15 protein-coding genes are annotated in these 17470 nt (G+C 49.1%); 5 read left to right on the forward strand and 10 right to left on the reverse strand.

The genetic code is table 11. The features are described 5' to 3' along the window. Positions 1–72: 72 nt before the first annotated feature. Entirely contained in the window at positions 73–828 is a 756-nt protein-coding gene (locus tag KDM87_RS06470) for an RNA methyltransferase (RefSeq protein ID WP_212678310.1), read from the reverse strand. Positions 829–986: 158 nt separating this feature from the next. Between KDM87_RS06470 and KDM87_RS06475 the strand changes: the two genes are divergently transcribed. The 3 genes from KDM87_RS06475 (at position 987) to mutS (ending at position 6298) form a co-directional block, all read left to right on the forward strand. After that, positions 987–1793 (forward strand): inositol monophosphatase family protein, encoded by an 807-nt coding sequence (locus KDM87_RS06475; RefSeq protein ID WP_222611449.1) that lies wholly within the window; start codon positions 987–989, stop codon positions 1791–1793. 87 nt (positions 1794–1880) lie between these two features. Next, positions 1881–3266 (forward strand): DEAD/DEAH box helicase, encoded by a 1386-nt coding sequence (locus KDM87_RS06480; protein ID WP_212678311.1) that lies wholly within the window; start codon positions 1881–1883, stop codon positions 3264–3266. Positions 3267–3658: 392 nt separating this feature from the next. Further along, positions 3659–6298: a DNA mismatch repair protein MutS gene (gene mutS, locus KDM87_RS06485; protein ID WP_212678312.1), complete on the forward strand. Its 2640-nt coding sequence runs from the start codon at positions 3659–3661 to the stop codon at positions 6296–6298. Between the two features lie 69 nt (positions 6299–6367). Here mutS and KDM87_RS06490 read toward each other — a convergent pair whose 3' ends face one another. After that, positions 6368–6901 carry an FKBP-type peptidyl-prolyl cis-trans isomerase gene (locus KDM87_RS06490; protein ID WP_212678313.1) on the reverse strand — a complete coding sequence of 178 codons (534 nt, stop codon included), beginning with the start codon at positions 6899–6901 and terminating at the stop codon, positions 6368–6370. A 78-nt stretch (positions 6902–6979) separates the two neighbouring features. On the opposite strand from KDM87_RS06490, the gene KDM87_RS06495 reads away from it, so the two are divergent. Beyond that, entirely contained in the window at positions 6980–8113 is a 1134-nt protein-coding gene (locus tag KDM87_RS06495; RefSeq protein WP_212678688.1) for a cupin domain-containing protein, read from the forward strand. A 284-nt stretch (positions 8114–8397) separates the two neighbouring features. Then, entirely contained in the window at positions 8398–8616 is a 219-nt protein-coding gene (locus tag KDM87_RS18015; protein WP_370527162.1) for a hypothetical protein, read from the forward strand. Between the two features lie 124 nt (positions 8617–8740). On the opposite strand, the gene bamC is transcribed toward KDM87_RS18015, so the two are convergent. The 8 genes from bamC to KDM87_RS06540 form a co-directional block, all read right to left on the reverse strand. Beyond that, positions 8741–9901, reverse strand: a complete 1161-nt coding sequence (bamC, locus tag KDM87_RS06505) for an outer membrane protein assembly factor BamC (RefSeq protein WP_212678315.1) — start codon at positions 9899–9901, stop codon at positions 8741–8743. Between the two features lie 80 nt (positions 9902–9981). Continuing rightward, positions 9982–10866, reverse strand: coding sequence for a 4-hydroxy-tetrahydrodipicolinate synthase (gene dapA / locus KDM87_RS06510; protein WP_186883446.1), 885 nt, complete (start codon positions 10864–10866; stop codon positions 9982–9984). 92 nt (positions 10867–10958) lie between these two features. Further along, entirely contained in the window at positions 10959–11516 is a 558-nt protein-coding gene (locus KDM87_RS06515; protein ID WP_212678316.1) for a class I SAM-dependent methyltransferase, read from the reverse strand. Positions 11517–11534: 18 nt separating this feature from the next. Then, positions 11535–12194 (reverse strand): site-2 protease family protein, encoded by a 660-nt coding sequence (locus KDM87_RS06520; RefSeq protein ID WP_212678317.1) that lies wholly within the window; start codon positions 12192–12194, stop codon positions 11535–11537. A gap of 57 nt (positions 12195–12251) precedes the next feature. Continuing rightward, the gene (locus KDM87_RS06525) at positions 12252–12875 is read right to left on the reverse strand and encodes an L-threonylcarbamoyladenylate synthase (protein WP_186883449.1); all 624 of its coding nucleotides are present in this window, start codon (positions 12873–12875) and stop codon (positions 12252–12254) included. A 51-nt stretch (positions 12876–12926) separates the two neighbouring features. Further along, on the reverse strand, positions 12927–13802 hold the full coding sequence (htpX, locus tag KDM87_RS06530) for a protease HtpX (protein ID WP_212678318.1): 876 nt from the start codon (positions 13800–13802) through the stop codon (positions 12927–12929). A gap of 64 nt (positions 13803–13866) precedes the next feature. Continuing rightward, positions 13867–14721, reverse strand: a complete 855-nt coding sequence (locus tag KDM87_RS06535; RefSeq protein ID WP_212678319.1) for a 3',5'-nucleoside bisphosphate phosphatase — start codon at positions 14719–14721, stop codon at positions 13867–13869. Between the two features lie 128 nt (positions 14722–14849). Continuing rightward, positions 14850–17123 (reverse strand): TonB-dependent receptor plug domain-containing protein, encoded by a 2274-nt coding sequence (locus KDM87_RS06540; RefSeq protein WP_212678320.1) that lies wholly within the window; start codon positions 17121–17123, stop codon positions 14850–14852. Between the last annotated feature and the right edge of the window lie 347 nt (positions 17124–17470).

Raw genomic sequence — 17470 nt, forward strand, 5'->3', positions numbered from 1 at the left:
TGATATTTATCAATTCAGACAACAATTTAAATAACAAATGATCTGAAAGCCGCCTCTATTCCATTAATCACCTTACTTTTGCTGCTGATCCAGAATTTTCTTGGCAATCCCGCGCAAAATATTCACTTCCTCCAACTCTAAACGAGCGCGGGAAAAAAGCCGCTTCAAACGTGGCATCAGTTTTTTTGGATGTGCCGGATCGATAAAATCAATCGCGACCAATGCCTGTTCAAGATGGGAATACATGCCTTCGACAGCCTCATTGCTCGCTGTTTGCCCTTGAAATCCGATTTGAGGATCAGCCACAGTCAATTGCATCGCAACTCTGGATTCGTACGCCAGCAACTGTATTGCCTGCGCCAGATTTAACGATGAGTATGTGGGGTTGGAAGGTATATTGATTAATGCCTGACAGTTCATAACAACCTCATTCGGCAAACCGTAGCGCTCGCTGCCAAAAATAAAGGCAACATCACCACCTTGACGATGGGCGACGCTCTCCGCCAATTCCCTTGGCGTAACGACAGGCGGGGAAAACTCACGCAGACGGGCACTGACAGCCGCGACAAGATCACAACCAGCAAGCGCTTCCTCGACAGTATCAACGATGCGGGCAGATTCAAGAATATCTTGCGCACCGCTGGCAAAAGCGATTGCCTCAGGATGACTCAGCACGTCCGGATATCGTGGCCTTACCAGCACCAGATTCGTAAAACCCATAGTTTTCAGCGCCCTTGCCGCGGCACCGACGTTGCCCGGATGACTGGTTTCCACCAGTACAAAACGCAGGCGTTGAAAAAGAGATGTGTCAGTTTCAGTCAAGTTCATTTAAAATAGCATCATTCAGCGTTGATTATTTTTTGGTTACGTGCTTTCGCCGGGCAAAAGACAATTGCGCACGCTCTTTATCATTTTTGTGTAGCAAACCAGTTTCTCTCATTATTGAGATGAGAGATTTCGTTTGCCGTCATTTTATCGGAAACTATATGCACCCAATGCTCAATACGGCGATTAAAGCCGCTCGTCGCGGCGCGACATTAATCAACCGCGCTTCATTTGACCTCGACCGCGTCAGTGTCACTGAAAAACATTTCAATGATTTTGTCACAGAAGTTGATCAGGCAGCTGAAGCCGCCATCATTGAGGTGCTGAAGACAGCCTACCCTGATCACGCAATACTCGCAGAAGAATCAGGTGCTTCCGCTAATTTGCACGACGAAAATGATTATGTCTGGATCATTGATCCCCTCGATGGAACAACTAATTTCATCCACGGCTTTCCACAATACTGCGTTTCGATTGCCCTGCAACATCGCGGCATCATTACGCAAGCTGTCGTCTACGACCCTACCCGCAACGAATTATTCACCGCTAGCAAAGGCGCAGGTGCGTTCCTGAATGAAAAACGTATCCGTGTCACCCGCTGCGACAAGATCGCAGACGCGCTGATCGGCACAGGTTTTCCTTCTCGGGACTTATCAGGCCTCGATCAGTACATGGAGATGTTCAAAGTGATGACAGGTAAATGCCAGGGCCTGAGAAGACCAGGCTCTGCCGCACTGGATCTCGCTTATGTCGCGATGGGTCGCCTTGATGGCTTCTTTGAAAAAGGACTGGCACCGTGGGACGTTGCTGCCGGCTCTTTGCTGATTACGGAAGCCGGTGGTATTGTCGGAACATTCTCTGGCGAATCAGATTATCTGTACAAAGGTGATGTACTTGCGGGCACACCAAAAGTTTTCGGACAGATGGTTAATTTATTGCAGCCATTTGCAGCATCGGCAACAAAATAATATCTCTTACGTTCCGGATGCAGGAACGCCATCGTCACCGGACTGGCAATAACCAGTCCGGGTTTTAAAGAAAATCTACAGAAACACATGCCCTCATTCAACGAACTCGGATTATCCGAGGACATTCTTCGCGCTGTCAGCGAACAAGGTTACACATCCCCAACGCCAATTCAACAACAAGCAATTCCAGCAGTCATTCAAGGCGGGGATTTGCTGGCTGGTGCACAGACCGGCACTGGTAAAACAGCTGGTTTTACGCTGCCGATTTTGCAGCGTCTGTCGACCTCAGCCAATGCGCCTAAGGACAAAACAGCCCGTCGCACTATCCGTGCACTGGTGCTGACACCAACGCGGGAACTGGCAGCCCAGGTACAGGAAAGCGTAGAACTTTACGGCAAGTTTCTTCCATTGACATCGGCAGTGATTTTCGGTGGTGTGGGAATCAATCCGCAAATCAAGGTATTGAAGCATGGCGTCGATATTCTGGTCGCGACACCGGGTCGACTTCTGGATCATCATCAGCAGGGAACGATAGATCTGCGCAATATCGAAATCCTGGTACTGGATGAAGCTGATCGTATGCTGGATATGGGCTTCATCCACGACATTAAAAAAGTGCTGGCGATCCTGCCACCAAAACGCCAGAACCTGCTGTTTTCTGCGACGTTTTCTGATGATATCAAAGCGCTCGCTGACCGGCTGTTAAATAATCCGGCGATGATAGAAGTTGCCCGTCGCAATTCAACAGTCGAAGTGATTGCGCAAAAAGTGCATCCGGTTGACAGAGATAAAAAACATCCGCTGCTAGCCCATCTCATCAAGACGCACGCATGGTCGCAGGTGCTGGTATTTACGCGCACCAAACATGGCGCCAATAAGCTGGTAGAGCAATTAGCCAAAGACGGTATCGCTGCGATGGCGATTCACGGCAATAAGAGTCAGTCTGCACGCACCAAGGCTTTATCCGAATTCAAAGATGGCAGCTTGCCCGTATTAGTCGCCACAGATATTGCTGCGCGCGGCATTGATATCGACCAATTACCGCATGTCGTCAACTACGACCTGCCGAATGTGCCCGAAGATTACGTACACCGCATCGGGCGTACTGGCCGTGCCGGTGCGAGTGGTGAAGCGGTATCACTGGTTTGCGTGGACGAGTTCAAATTACTTGCTGATATTGAAAAGTTTATCAAGCGTCAGATTCCGCAAGAAATTATCGATGGCTTCATTCCTGATCCGCACGCAAAAGCACAGCCAATTCAATTGCGTAGCTTTGAGGGGCGCGGAAATTCACCCGCAAACAGGGGATCGCGTTCGCCAGCAGGTAACAAGCCGTCGCAGGCACGCACACCAGGCAAGACATCCAGTGCTGCACCTACGCGTGACGCCGCGGGAAAGCCTCGCCCACAAGGTAACCGTCCGGCAGTAAAACAATCAACACCTCGCCGCTCTGGCGGCCGCGGTAACGGTTAATTATTTAACTCATATCGCAAAACGAAGGGAACAGGAAGATGAAACACATTTTCCTGTTCCCTTCGTCGCTATTGAACTCGCATCCCGATACATTTCGCTCGCGTCTTATCTGCTGCACCTATGTCAGCCACTACTCTCTTTCTACTCCAACGTGCAGCGCGCATTGTGCGCCTCGAAGTTAATAACATCCTGACTCGCCTGCACACAACGCCGACGCAAACATGCCCGACTAACGAAAAATTTTTCGCATTCAGAACCCGATCAACCGTTTTCAGGTACAAGCATAGACCACTGCCATCGTCTATGATAAGGTGCGCAACAAATTTGCTCTGACACCCCGGTAAATCCGGACAGACGAAACCAAGAAAATAAATCGAATAAAAATAAGCAATATGACCGCAAAAGAAACGCAACATACCCCGATGATGATGCAATATCTGGGGATCAAAGCTGATCACCCAGACACGCTGCTGTTCTATCGCATGGGCGATTTTTACGAACTTTTTTTTGACGATGCCGAAAAAGTCTCACGCCTGCTTGGCATCACGCTGACTCAACGCGGAAGTTCCGGGGGGAATCCTATCAAAATGGCAGGCGTGCCATTTCACTCCTTAGAACCCTATCTCGCCAAACTGGTGAAAATGGGGGAATCTGCAGCGATTTGCGAGCAAATCGGCGACCCAGCCACCAGTAAGGGCCCAGTGGAGCGCAAGGTCATGCGTATCATCACCCCGGGTACACTGACCGATACCGATTTACTGCCTGAAAAATCAGAACGACCACTGCTTTCGCTCTGCCTGTTGCAACACCGGAAAACCGTCACTGCAGGGCTGGCATGGCTATCCTTAGCGAGTGGCTCGCTGAAGCTGATGGAATTTTCCACCGACGAAAAATCTTTATTCCAGCGCCTGCAACAAGAATTAGAACGCATTTCTCCGGCTGAAATTTTACTATCGGCTGGCACCCTTTTGCTGGATGAACACTACGAACAGTTACCGGGAAAATTCTCCGAAGTTCCAGACTGGCACTTTGATCTCAAGCAAGGGCAAAAAGCCTTACAAGATCAAATGGGCACCACAACGCTGACAGGTTTCGGCGCAGAAAATCTGAGCGCGTCACTCGGTGCGTCCGGGGCATTATTGCGATACGCTGAAAATACACAAGGCCGTGGTTTGAAACACGTTAATAGCCTTAGTGTCGAAAGTGAAGATGAGTTCATCGGTCTTGATACCGCAACGCGGCGTAATCTGGAACTCACTGAAACTTTACGCGGTCAGGAATCACCAACCCTGTTTTCACTGTTAGACCATTGCCGCACCGCGATGGGTTCGCGTTTACTCAGACATTGGCTGCATCACGCGAAACGCGACCAGAGTATCGCAGCGGGTCGACACAGTTCTATCAAAGCCTTAATTCAGGCGGACTCTACCGATGGGCTGGCCACAACCCTGAATGCGATACCGGATATAGAACGGATTACGACCAGAATAGCGTTGCAGTCGGCACGCCCACGCGATTTATCCGCACTCAGGGATGGCCTGCAACATCTGCCTAACCTGCGCAATTACGTCAGCATGTGCATTGCTGATAATCAGACCAGTGTGCTGACAAAGATATTGTCCGATTTAGCGACGCCTGTGGATTGTCTTGATTTATTAGAGCGCGGTCTGATGCCTTTACCATCCACCATGGTCAGGGATGGCGGCGTCATCGCGAATGGTTTTGATACCGAATTAGACGAATTACGTGCTTTATCTGAAAATGCAGGTCAGTTCCTGGTGCAACTGGAAGCCTCAGAACGGGAACGCACCGGCATTGCTAATCTGCGCGTCGAATATAACCGGGTACATGGTTTCTACATTGAAGTAACAAATGGTCAGAGCGACAAAGTGCCGGACAACTATCGCCGTCGTCAGACGCTGAAAAATGCCGAGCGCTACATCACGCCCGAACTCAAAGCATTCGAAGACAAGGCGCTATCCGCCCAGGAACGTGCCTTAGTGCGCGAAAAAATGTTGTATGAAAAATTGTTGCAAGAGCTGTTACCCCACATCAGCTCTCTGCAGGCCATCGCACATGCCATTGCTCAACTCGATACGCTGGTCAGTCTCGCCGGACACGCAAGCAAAAACAACTGGTGTGCACCTCAACTCGTTAATGAGCCTATTCTGCAAATTAAGCAAGGTCGCCATCCTGTTGTAGAGAATCAGATCGAACGCTTTATCGCGAATGACTGCGACCTTTCCGAACAACGGAAACTGTTATTAATTACCGGCCCGAATATGGGCGGTAAATCGACTTTCATGCGGCAGGTTGCGCTGATCACCCTGCTCGCTTACATCGGTAGCTATGTGCCTGCGAGCTCTGCGGTGATCGGGCCGATTGACCGCATCTTTACTCGCATAGGCGCCGCTGATGATCTGGCTGGCGGACGCTCGACGTTCATGGTGGAAATGACGGAATCTGCCGCAATTTTGAACGGCGCGACAGAAAATTCTCTGGTGCTGATGGATGAAGTCGGGCGTGGCACATCGACATTCGACGGACTTGCTCTTGCCTGGGCAATCTCGAAACATTTAATCCAGGTATCGAAAAGCTACACCTTGTTTGCGACGCATTATTTTGAGTTAACTCAATTGCCGGAGCTACACCCAAGTGCTGAGAATGTTCACTTATCTGCAGTCGAGCATAAGGAAAATATCGTCTTTCTGCATGCGGTACAACCAGGGCCTGCATCACAAAGCTATGGCTTACAAGTTGCGCAATTGGCGGGAATTCCACAAAGCGTTATACGCTCTGCCCGCAAACACCTGACCGAACTGGAAGCACACTCAATACAATCGACATCACAATTTGATTTATTTTCATCTCCATCTGTTTCAACCGAAACGGAGACAGAGGTCATGGTGATTCCTGCGGAGCTACAAGAATTACAGGATACGATAGACTCAATTGATCCCGACAGAATGACACCCAGAGAAGCACTTGATGCGCTCTATGAACTGAAATCACTGATCAGATCAGCCAATTAAAAAAAACCGCACTCAGGTGCGGTTTTTTTATGTGCAAACAGAAAAAACTGTGTCAGCGTGACGCAATGATTAATGTATCTGATGGCTGCGGTATTCATCCCCCATGCCGTCATCTTCATCGTCATGATGACCATGAGCACCATGAACGTGACCATGAGCCACCTCTTCATCCGAAGCCTCGCGCACAGATTCAACTGTCAGGGAAAATCGCAGCGCAATCCCTGCAAGCGGATGATTGCCATCCAGCACAACCTTATCTTCAGCAATATCAGTAACTGTAAAGATAAGCGCTTCCTCTTCCTCGGTTTCTTCCGGCATGCCTTCGAATTGCATACCAACCTCCAAAGGTGATGGGAAGCGGTTACGCGGCTCCACTTTGACCAGTGCAGCATCATAATCGCCGAATGCATCTTCAGGATTTAATTGAATAATAGTGCTGAAACCAGCTTCCTTGCCTTCTAAAGCCTCTTCGATTTTCGGGAAAATATTATCGTAGCCGCCGTGCAGGTAAACCATAGGTTCCTGACCTTCCTCGATCAGATTGTCTTGTGCGTCTTTTAATGTATAACGCGCAGTAACAACCGAATTTTTGACAATCTTCATACGATATCCTTAAAAAATATATTCATGCACGATTATACCTGTCTGGAACAGCGGCGCAGGCAAGCCTATAATGCCGGAATGAAAAAAACCACCGCCCCCCTCGCCCTGCTGGGCAACATCAGCCCGGAACAATTCCTGCGTGACTACTGGCATAAAAAGCCATTACTTATTCGCCAGGCAATCCCCGGTTTTAAAGCATTGCTGACCCCGGAAGAATTATTTGAGCTCGCGTCACAAGAAGATACTGAGTCAAGGTTAATCACCTTCTTTAAGAAACACTGGGAAATGAAATCGGGCCCGATAAAACAGGTTCCGGTTAAAGAAAAAAAAGACTGGACGCTATTAGTTCAGGGCGTCAATCTGCACAATCAACAAGCCGATGAGCTGTTGCGACAATTCCGTTTCATACCAGATGCGCGCCTTGATGATCTGATGATCAGCTATGCAGCAGATGGCGGTGGCGTCGGTCCACACTATGATTCCTACGATGTCTTTTTATTACAAGCGCATGGTCAAAGGTGCTGGAAGATCGGTGCGCAACAAGATTTATCTCTTGTAGAAGGAATGCCGCTCAAAATTCTTAGCAACTTTAAACCTGAAGAGGAATTTGTTCTCGAACCGGGAGATATGTTGTACTTGCCGCCGCAATATGCGCACGATGGCGTTGCCATTGGCGAATGCATGACATATTCGATTGGCTTCCGTGCTCCGGCGTTTCAGGAACTGGGTGAAGCTTTCCTTCACTTTATGTCTGAATCGATAGACTTACCCGGTCGTTATAGCGACCCGGAATTGAAAGCAACAACAAAACCTGCCGAAATCGGGAACGAATTACTGGAGACAGTGGCAGAACAAATCGCCAAAGTTCAGTTTACCGCTGACGATATTACTATTTTTCTGGGCGAATATTTATCCGAACCTAAGCCTTCGGTATTTTTCACGTCTCCGGAAAAACCCTTATCTCCTAAGCGCTTTGAGCAGGCAGCGCAAAAAAAAGGAATTAAGTTATCGTTAAAGTCATCGATGTTATACAAAGGTAAGCACGTTTTTATAAACGGCGAGTCATTTGCAGTCAGCAAAGATGACAAAATCCTTTTAAATAAACTGGCGAATCAGCGTTTCCTTGATGGTGAAGAATTATCTTCCGCGTCAGCAGACGTTATGGAAGCATTTTGCTTGTGGTATGAAGATGGATGGTTGGAATTACGATAACTGGTCTTTTTCGGCGTTGACTAAAGTCAGAGAATTGAAAATTTCGTCAAAAAATATCACTGAATTTAGTTCTTTATTGCAAATATTCAGGAAATTAAGTGCAATTCGACAGCAAGACCTATTCCATTGCCGGAAAAATCATTATAATCATGGGTTAGGAAACTTTCGAAGGTAACGGTTAGTATTTCGGAGCCTTCGGGTAAGCCTATAGAGCGATAATTACCGGTAATTATTCATCGCAAAATTTTGATCTCATTTTTGATCTACTTATTTGAAAGTAAAACATGAAAAAATCACTCTTGCTCGTATCCCTGTTAGCAATCGCTTTGGCTGCTTGCGGCAAAAAAGAAGAAGCAGCTCCAGCTCCAGCAGCAACTGAAGCAGCAGCTCCAGCATCTGCACCAGCAGTAGAAGCTCCAGCAGCAGCTCCAGCTCCAGCAGCAGCATCTGATGCAGCAGCAGCTCCAGCAGCTTCCGCTACAGCAGCTCCAGCATCTAAGTAATTTTTAATTACTTATAAAGCCGACCTTCGGGTCGGCTTTTTTTATGTCTGAAACATGTTTTTGCAGACATAAAAACAAAAAAGCACAGGGTTTCCTGTGCTTTTTTATTGAATAAAGAACAGAATTATTTTAACTGATCATTTAACAACTGCAATATTTTAGTTGCAACGGGTGACGAATCAACTTTACCTTCGTTGTTATGCACAGAAATATGGCTGACAGCTCCATTCGATGCGTTCTTTACCAGAATGCGATATTTTTTAGCATCGTTTGTTTTATCACTGGAACCGAAAGAGAATAATTTCGAGAAGAAACCTTCGCTTGCACCCTTGGTTTTTGCATCAATATCCTGATCAATATAGCGAACAAAATACAGTCCCTGTGAACGATCACGATCTTCCACAGTAAAGCCGACACGATCCAGAGCCAGCCCAACACGGCGCCAGGAACGATCAAATCCCTCATCGACCTCAACATAACTTGAGTCACCGGCCTTCAACAGCTGAGCGCGCGGTTTTACATTCACAGCCGGCGCCTTGACAGCCGCCTTGGCGACGTCAGCATCAGTACCCAAACGTGCCATCAGCCGGGATAAGAACTCTGCTTCCAGATCAGGATCAGCAGGACGGGATGTCCAGGTAGCACTATCTTTTTGTGCGCCAGTCAATACTTCCTGCGCGCCACGATGGCTGATGTAAATCTCAACCTCGCCATTCGCTCCGCGCTCCAGTCTGGTACGGAATTTATCGCGCTCACCAGTCGAATACAAGGAGTCAATCACCTTACCCAAAGTACTGCGGATAATATCCTGAGGAATTTTGGCGCGATTTTCAGCCCAATCAGTTTCCATCACACCGGCTTCCTGATTTTCGACGTTAATCAAGAATCCTGACTCTTGCCAGAAATCTTTAATTTGCGGCCACAGTACTTCAGGAGTCTGACCAACAACCAACCAGCGCTGTGAGCCGTCACGAACGATTCGCATACCTTTAATCTGCGTTGGCGCAATCGTCGCGGCAACAGAGGAGGCTTTTACACCTTTTTCAAGATTGTAGCCCGATGCAGTTGCACTGCTTTTATTTGCATCAGGAATAGCAAAGCGATTATCGCGGCGGATCTGAGTCAGATCAGGAGGGACTTCCAGGGACGCGGTTGTTACCTTACCTGCACTTTTGTAATCAATCTTGTTCGGCTCAATCATATTGCTAATAGAGCTGCAACCAGTCAATCCAACTAACGCTACTGCGCCAATGATCCCATTTTTAGCAACAAAGCTTTTTGCCATGTGAAAGTCCCTACTCATTATCGTCAATCAAAAACTACGTGGAGCAAGCGGGGCTGTCACAGACCCGCTCAGAATGGTGCTTATTGTAATACACCTGACTCGCGCAAAGCTGCCCGAACCACTTCATGATATGGGGCAGCCATCGGAACCAGAGGCAATCTGATGCCAGCAGGAATCAATCCCATTTCAACCATCGCCCACTTTACTGGCAGTGGGTTAGGTTCAACAAATAACTTATTATGCAGCGGCAGCATACGATTGTTAATTGCAATCGCGCCTTGAATGTCGCCTCGCATTGCGGCAGCACACAACTCGCTCATCGCTTTCGGCGCGACGTTGGCCGTCACAGAAATATTGCCCTTACCACCGCAGAACATCAACGCCATTGCTGTTGGATCATCGCCTGAATACACAGCAAAATCGGACGGCGCCAAACGAATTAAATCGGTTCCGCGGCCAATATTACCAGTTGCATCCTTGACGCCGATAATGCCAGGAATTTGTGCCAGTCGCAAAATCGTGTCATTCGACATATCCGCAACCGTACGACCCGGAACGTTATACAAAATCACAGGAATATCAACCGACTCGGCGATTTTCTTAAAATGCTGATACATGCCTTCTTGCGTCGGGCGATTGTAGTAAGGCACCACCTGCAACGAGGCGTCAGCACCGATGTCTTTCGCGAATCGGGTCAGCTCTATCGCTTCCGCGGTCGAATTACCACCAGAACCGGCAATGATAGGAATACGTTTATTCGTATGCTCTACAGCGACACGGATCAGTTCACAGTGCTCTTCGACAGAGACCGTCGGCGACTCACCAGTCGTACCGACGATAACGATACCATCGGTGCCTTCAGCAATATGCCAGTCAATCAATTTGCGCAGGCATGGCAAATCAAGACTGCCATCCTCATGCATAGGGGTCACAATCGCGACCAGACTACCCTGTATCTTTGTCATGTTAGTGCAAGAAAAAAGTAAAACCCTGATTGTAGCGGATAGACCGACAGTCGGGGCGCAAATAGATGGAATTAGATTTCATCCTCATTCAACTAAAACGAGAGCTTATCTTCCGGTGCAGAGCCAACGGCTTTTCTGGCGCATATACGCTGCACCATTGCAGGCTTTGGTTCAGCAATAAAACCTTCTTCGTAGGCAATCACATGCATACACGATTCTGGGTATGCATTCACTTGCCGCAGCAACTCACCGGCTTGCAAAAGAAAACGTGGGCTCGATGGTTTTCCAAATTGCGCGTTACCAACGGCAAAGGTTTCATATATCAGCAGTCCGCCTTGCTGTAAGCTCTCCAGCAAGCGAGGAAACAAAGGGCGGTGCAGATAATTACAAACAACGATTGCCGCAAAACACGCTGGAGGAAACGGCCAGTCGCACTCTTCTGCATCAGGCTCCAGATCATGCAGAATCGTTTTAGCTCCGCGAGACGCCAGATCAGCAAACGAGCTACCGTCCCTGTCGAGGCAGGTCACAGCAAATCCCTCAGCCAGTAAAAACCGGGAATTTCTGCCGCCGCCGCAAGCCAGATCAAGAACCTGTCCTGACGGCAGCAACTGGATATGTCTTTGCAACCAAGCTGAAGGCTGGTTCATGATGCGATCAAGGCTCACTTAACTCAGCAACAAGAGTAAGGGGGTAATCAGTATGCGCAAGATCGCCTCACCTGCCACCATCAAGGGCAACATCCAGTACTGCAGCATGCGCAGTAACGCCAGGCCCATCACGATGAAAAAGCAATATGGTTCTATTTTGGCGAATTTATATGCCATCTGATGGGGCAGCAAGCTCAACAAAATCTGCCCCCCTGCCAACGGCGGGATAGGGATCAGATGAAAGGCAAACATCGCCAGATTGGTCCAAACCCCTGCCTGTGCCATTTGCAAAAAGAAAGACTCTTCAACCTTCATAGACATCAAAATCAATGACAGCAACAGCCACGCAAAACCCATGGCAAAGTTTGCTGCGGGACCGGACAGTGCGATCCACTTGAGGTTTTTCTTGGGATCACGCAATTGCCCGTAATTAATGGGCATAGGCTTCGCGTAACCGAATAGGAAGGCACCGTTGGTCCCCAGATACAACACCACAGGAATAACTATTGTACCTAGCGGATCGATATGCACCATGGGGTTAAAACTCAAACGCCCTTGCGCCTGCGCGGTGGTATCACCAAAGTGACGCGCCATATATCCCCGCGCTGCCTCATAGAGAGTAATCGCAAAAATCACCGGCAAAGCGTAAATCAGTACCGTCTGTATTAATTCATTCATGGAAGTCTTTTAAATATTCTGTCACTCAGCTTACATCTGCGTTCGCGTGAATGAACATTACAAACCAAACAGGCTGGCATCGCCTCTGCCCTGTCTGACCAATTCCGGCATCTCGCCCGTCATATCAATCACCGTGGTTGGCGACAGGCTACAGGCGCCACCGTCAATCACAAGATCAACTATTTTATCCAGCTTTTCACGAATCAGCTCAGGATCAGTCAATGGCTCGTCCTCGTCTGGCAAAATCAGCGTCGTTGCCAGCAAAGGTTGCCCCAACTCTTCCAGCAAGGCCTGCGTGATATTGTTTTCGGGCACCCGCAAACCTATGGTTTTACGGGAAGGATGGCTCAGGCGACGAGGCACTTCTTTAGTCGCCTCCAATATCATTGTGTACGGCCCCGGGGTTGCCGCTTTCAACAAACGATATTGACGGTTATCGACTTTCGCATACAAGGCTATTTCAGACAAATCACGGCATAACAAGGTCAGGTGATGCTTTTCATCGACGCCACGGATGCGCCGCAAACGCGTCACCGCATCTTTATCGTCAAGGCGACATACCAGCGCATAACATGAGTCGGTAGGGATAGCGACAATACCGCCCTTCTCCACCACTTCGACCGATTGTTTAATCAAACGCAATTGCGGGTTTTCTGGATGAATCTGGAAAAATTGGGTCATAAAAAGAAGAAAGCGGTAGCAACCGCTACCGCTATATAAATTAGTGCAACATTATTTCAGATTTTGCAACGCAGCGATACGTTGTTCCATCGGAGGATGTGAGGAAAATAAAGCACCCCATCCCGGTTTATCACTGATACCCGCAGCCGCAATCGACTTCGGCAACTCGCCCGGCTCCATACCGCCGAGGCGAGCCAGAGCATGAATCATAGGCTGACGGTTGCCCAACAATTGCGCTGAACCGGCATCGGCACGGAATTCACGCTGACGCGAGAACCAGGCGACAATCATCGATGCAGCAATACCGAAAATAATTTCGCATACAAAGACGGTAATCATATAACCGATACCTGGCCTGTCATCGTCATTGTTGCGGAACACGGCTTTGTCGATCGCGTAACCGACCACGCGCGCCAGAAAGACCACAAAGGTATTCACCACACCCTGAATCAGCGTCATGGTCACCATGTCGCCATTGGCAACGTGGGCAATTTCATGACCCAGAACAGCCTCAACCTCTTCTTTTGTCATTCCTTCCAACAAACCTGTTGAGACCGCGACCAAAGCCGAATTTTTAAATGCGCCGGTTGCGAACGCATTTGGCTCACCTTCGTAAATAGCAACTTCAGGCATCCCGATGCCAGCGCGCTCCGCCAGCGTTTTCACGGTATTCACCAGCCACAATTCAGTCGAAGAAGACGGCGCGTCAATGACGCGGGCACCCGTTGACCATTTAGCCATAGGCTTACTGATCAACAGAGAGAAAATCGCACCGGTAAAACCCACCACCAGAGAAAACACCATCAACATGCCCATATTCAGGCCGTTTGCTGTCAGATAGCGATTAACGCCTAATGCAGACAGAACGACAGACATCACGGCCATCACCGCAAGATTAGTCAGCAAGAATAAGACGATACGTTTCATACAGGATCTCCAGCCAGGGGAAAGAAGTTAATCTTTTAGGAAGATATAGGCAATATTGTTAATTTCAAGCGCTCAGCCAATTTTCCCATACGGGTTTGGAAAATTTAGGCAGTAAAGGTAATTTGCCGATATCCACTTCAGCATCTTCCGGAGAATGGAAGTCTGAACCGCGCGATACCAGAAATCCGTATTGATTCGCAATTTTTGTGTATTCGTCGTACTGATCTACGGTATGACTGCCGGTCACCGTTTCAATCGCAATGCCGCCATATTCCTTAAATTCACGGAAAAAACTATCGAATGCAACCGGGCTCAAATCATAACGCCCCGGGTGCGCGACGACTGCGGCACCACCTGCGCCACGTATCCATTTAACTGCCTCGGCCAGCGTCGCCCAGCGATGTGGCACATAACCGGGTTTGCCTTCGGCCAGATAGAGTTTAAAGACATCGGAAACTGAAGCGGCTGCACCAATCTCGACCAGATAGCGGGCAAAATGCGAGCGGGAAATCAAATCAGGATTGCCGACATATTTCAGCGCACCTTCAAAACTACCGTTGATGCCGACTTTATTCGCGAGATCGGCAGCCATATCCTGCGCCCGGCGCTCACGCCCGGAGCGCGTCTTGGCCAGTCCGGCAATTAAATCGGGATTATTTTCGTCGATATTCAGCCCGACGATATGGATAGTCTTACCGGCCCAGGTGATAGAAATTTCAACGCCAGAAATAAAGCCCATATCAAGCTCGCGCGCCGCTTCGCGGGCGACTGCGACGCCACTGACTTCGTCGTGGTCCGTCAGCGCCCAGACATCGACACCGTTAGTTTTCGCTCTTTCGGCCAGAGCGGCAGGCGCCAGCACGCCGTCCGATATTGTGGAGTGACTGTGTAAATCAGCATTGAGAGTAAGAATCGACATAATATTCAGCCAGCGTAACAAAAAGCATCCGATGTAATCATCGCCTTATTGTACTCTCAGCTTTCGCAAACTGCTGCAATGCAAAATGTATGCGTATTCCCTGCTGACATCACAAAGCGTCAGGCGAATTAAATCTTCATCTCCACGCGCAACGTCAAGGTTTTATAGGTCTTGGCGTCGTTGTAGTCGATGTGATTGATGCCGCCAGTCGTGACCAGACTATTGCTGATGGAATCGTTCGCCGTCAGATTATTCGCTGACAGACGCACTTGCAGATTCGGATTGAATTTCCATAATGCATACAAATCCAGCTGACGTTTAATGCCGGTGTAATTTAACTGTGCGTTCGTGGCCTGGGTGTAATACGCTGGCGTCCAGTTAACATTGCCGCCCAAAGTCAGCGGCAAGCGGCTCAGGCGATAATCAACACCGAAGTTAGCCGTTTGCGCAGGCTGCTGATCGAGGCGATTATTGGAGCCCAGAATGTCATCGACCTTAGACCAGAAACGGCTGTAATTACTACGAAAATCAACCGATGGCGCGTCCGGGAAAAATTCCTGTAACTGGAATTTCGCTTCGAGTTCTATGCCTTTGGTAACCGCATGTCCGATATTTTTCGGCGACGATACCCAGCGCGTTTCCTGTGCCGTCACCACAGGCTCAGTAGTGCGGCGAATCAGGTCATCAATATTCCGTACAAACAGGTTTGCGCTGACGATACCGGCGCGGCTCAGATAATGTTCGAAAGCCAGATCGATGCCTTTCGATAATTCCGGCTTCAGATTCGGGTTACCGGTGCGATCAGGGCGCGTCGGCGTATTCAGATTAGAAATGCTGGGCAAGGCAATCAGATCATTCAATGCCGGTGCGCGGTAAGTGCTGCTGAAACCAAGTCGAATCTGATCTTTTGAATCTGGAATACGCCAGACGCCTTGCACAATCGGGCTCACCACGGTGCTGTCATTCGTCACTACGCCTTTGGCGGTCGTGCTTGATGTGTGGATTCCCTCCCAGCGCACACCTGCATACGCAGCGAACTGCGGATTGATATCAAATTCATCCTGAACAAAAGCGGCAAGACGGCGAGTGCGCGCATCAAGGTTGTCGCCAGACTCGGCAAATTGCGGTAGGCCATTATCCAAAGACACGCGCGTCTGTTCGCGTCTGCCGAATTCCATGTCCCATCCTGCTGCCAGCGTATGCCCTTCACCGTATGGCAACATGTATTTGCCGCTGGTATTGAGGCTGCTGTCACGGGTATTGTTGACATCGGTAATCAGATCAATTTGCTTACCACTGGTATCAAACTGTGTGCGGGTAGACGCATTATCCATCTTGCCTAAGCCACCACCAAAACGCACAGTCAGCTTGGCATTATTTTCAAAGCGATGCTGCCAGTTGCCAAAGCCACGCAGGAACGTTGTCTCGGCATGCGCATTGGCGTTTGCCAGCGCATACGGTGTCGCGCCCCGATACGTATCTGAACGGAATAGCTGATCCACTTCACTGCGACTATCAGAATCGCTGCGCGAGTGCATTAAAAACGGTTGCAACATCAGCGTGTCGCCATTCTCAAAGCGGTAATTCAGACGCGGCGCCAGATTAATGCCGGTGGTTTGCCGGTTCGTCTGATCGGCCTGATTCTGCATTAAAGCATCTTGCCCGTTTGCGTCTTTTTCAGAGGTGAACGTTGTACTCTCATCATGCTGACGATTCTGGAAAACTGAGCCGCTGAACGCGTAACTGAGATTCCCGATTTCTCCCGGCATGGTGATGGAAACATTCGGCGCCAGTCTGCCTTGTTCTGAGCCCAGAGAAAATTTCAGATCGGTTGTTTTCTGCTTATATTCTTCGCGCAAAACGATGTTGATCGTACCGGCGATCGCCTGCGTACTGAATTCGGCCACCGCGCCGCGAACGATTTCTATGCGTTCCACCTGATCCGGTGTCAGCGAATCCATGGAAAAGCCGCGCGGCGCACGTTCGCCATTGATCAGTATCTGCGTGTAACCATTGCCCATGCCGCGCATGCGGATATCGCCACCACGTCCGGGACGTCCACCGATAGTCACGCCGGGCAAGCGTTTCAGCACGTCGCCGATATTGGTATCGCCATTCCGGTCGAGTTCTTCACGACCAAAAATCAGCTTTGCCGCCGTGGATTGACGACGCTCATCGATATCGGAACGGCCACCGCTGATCGTTACTTTCTGCACGTTCTCTTTGACCGGTGCTTCTGTTTTTTGTGACGGCAACGTCGCCGCTTTGGTCGACGATGTTGCTGTTTTTCCAGTCTCATCGGCAATGACAGGCTTCACCGCCTCGGTTTGCGCATAAGCCGAAGAAACAAATGTGGCAGCAACTGCGATTGCAACAGGAGAAAAACGAAATGGTATCGGCATGATGTAAAAAAAATGAGCGGATAAAAAAAGAGCTACAGAGAACTCGGCACAAAACTCTGCGCAGACAAGATGATTGTATTTTTATACCGTCTCGTGCGCCACCCGCAGCCGGGTCAGTTTTGTATGGAATTGAAACACCAGCGCCGACACTGATACTTTGCGATACGTAAGCAATGTGCCGGAGCGAATTTCACACCCACCCTGCCTCCGCCCGCAGCCGCGGACAGACACGCAGTAAGCATACAGAAACCCATTTTTCAGCGTTTTTCGATAAAAATATACTCCCCCCAGTATATTTAAACGCCCTTTATTTATAAGGAGATAAAGGCATTTTTTGCATATACTCC

Source organism: Cognatundibacterium rivi, assembly GCF_018139565.1.
In the GTDB taxonomy this organism is placed as follows: Bacteria; Pseudomonadota; Gammaproteobacteria; order Burkholderiales; family Burkholderiaceae_D; genus Undibacterium; species Undibacterium rivi.

What these genes read in the sequence shown, in the direction of transcription:
- KDM87_RS06470 (WP_212678310.1), bottom strand. Translation starts at nt 828, where the DNA reads ATGAACTTGACTGAAACTGACACATCTCTTTTTCAACGCCTGCGTTTT.
- KDM87_RS06475 (WP_222611449.1), top strand. Translation starts at nt 987, where the DNA reads ATGCACCCAATGCTCAATACGGCGATTAAAGCCGCTCGTCGCGGCGCG.
- KDM87_RS06480 (WP_212678311.1), top strand. Translation starts at nt 1,881, where the DNA reads ATGCCCTCATTCAACGAACTCGGATTATCCGAGGACATTCTTCGCGCT.
- mutS (WP_212678312.1), top strand. Translation starts at nt 3,659, where the DNA reads ATGACCGCAAAAGAAACGCAACATACCCCGATGATGATGCAATATCTG.
- KDM87_RS06490 (WP_212678313.1), bottom strand. Translation starts at nt 6,901, where the DNA reads ATGAAGATTGTCAAAAATTCGGTTGTTACTGCGCGTTATACATTAAAA.
- KDM87_RS06495 (WP_212678688.1), top strand. Translation starts at nt 6,980, where the DNA reads ATGAAAAAAACCACCGCCCCCCTCGCCCTGCTGGGCAACATCAGCCCG.
- KDM87_RS18015 (WP_370527162.1), top strand. Translation starts at nt 8,398, where the DNA reads ATGAAAAAATCACTCTTGCTCGTATCCCTGTTAGCAATCGCTTTGGCT.
- bamC (WP_212678315.1), bottom strand. Translation starts at nt 9,901, where the DNA reads ATGGCAAAAAGCTTTGTTGCTAAAAATGGGATCATTGGCGCAGTAGCG.
- dapA (WP_186883446.1), bottom strand. Translation starts at nt 10,866, where the DNA reads ATGACAAAGATACAGGGTAGTCTGGTCGCGATTGTGACCCCTATGCAT.
- KDM87_RS06515 (WP_212678316.1), bottom strand. Translation starts at nt 11,516, where the DNA reads ATGAACCAGCCTTCAGCTTGGTTGCAAAGACATATCCAGTTGCTGCCG.
- KDM87_RS06520 (WP_212678317.1), bottom strand. Translation starts at nt 12,194, where the DNA reads ATGAATGAATTAATACAGACGGTACTGATTTACGCTTTGCCGGTGATT.
- KDM87_RS06525 (WP_186883449.1), bottom strand. Translation starts at nt 12,875, where the DNA reads ATGACCCAATTTTTCCAGATTCATCCAGAAAACCCGCAATTGCGTTTG.
- htpX (WP_212678318.1), bottom strand. Translation starts at nt 13,802, where the DNA reads ATGAAACGTATCGTCTTATTCTTGCTGACTAATCTTGCGGTGATGGCC.
- KDM87_RS06535 (WP_212678319.1), bottom strand. Translation starts at nt 14,721, where the DNA reads ATGTCGATTCTTACTCTCAATGCTGATTTACACAGTCACTCCACAATA.
- KDM87_RS06540 (WP_212678320.1), bottom strand. Translation starts at nt 17,123, where the DNA reads ATGCCGATACCATTTCGTTTTTCTCCTGTTGCAATCGCAGTTGCTGCC.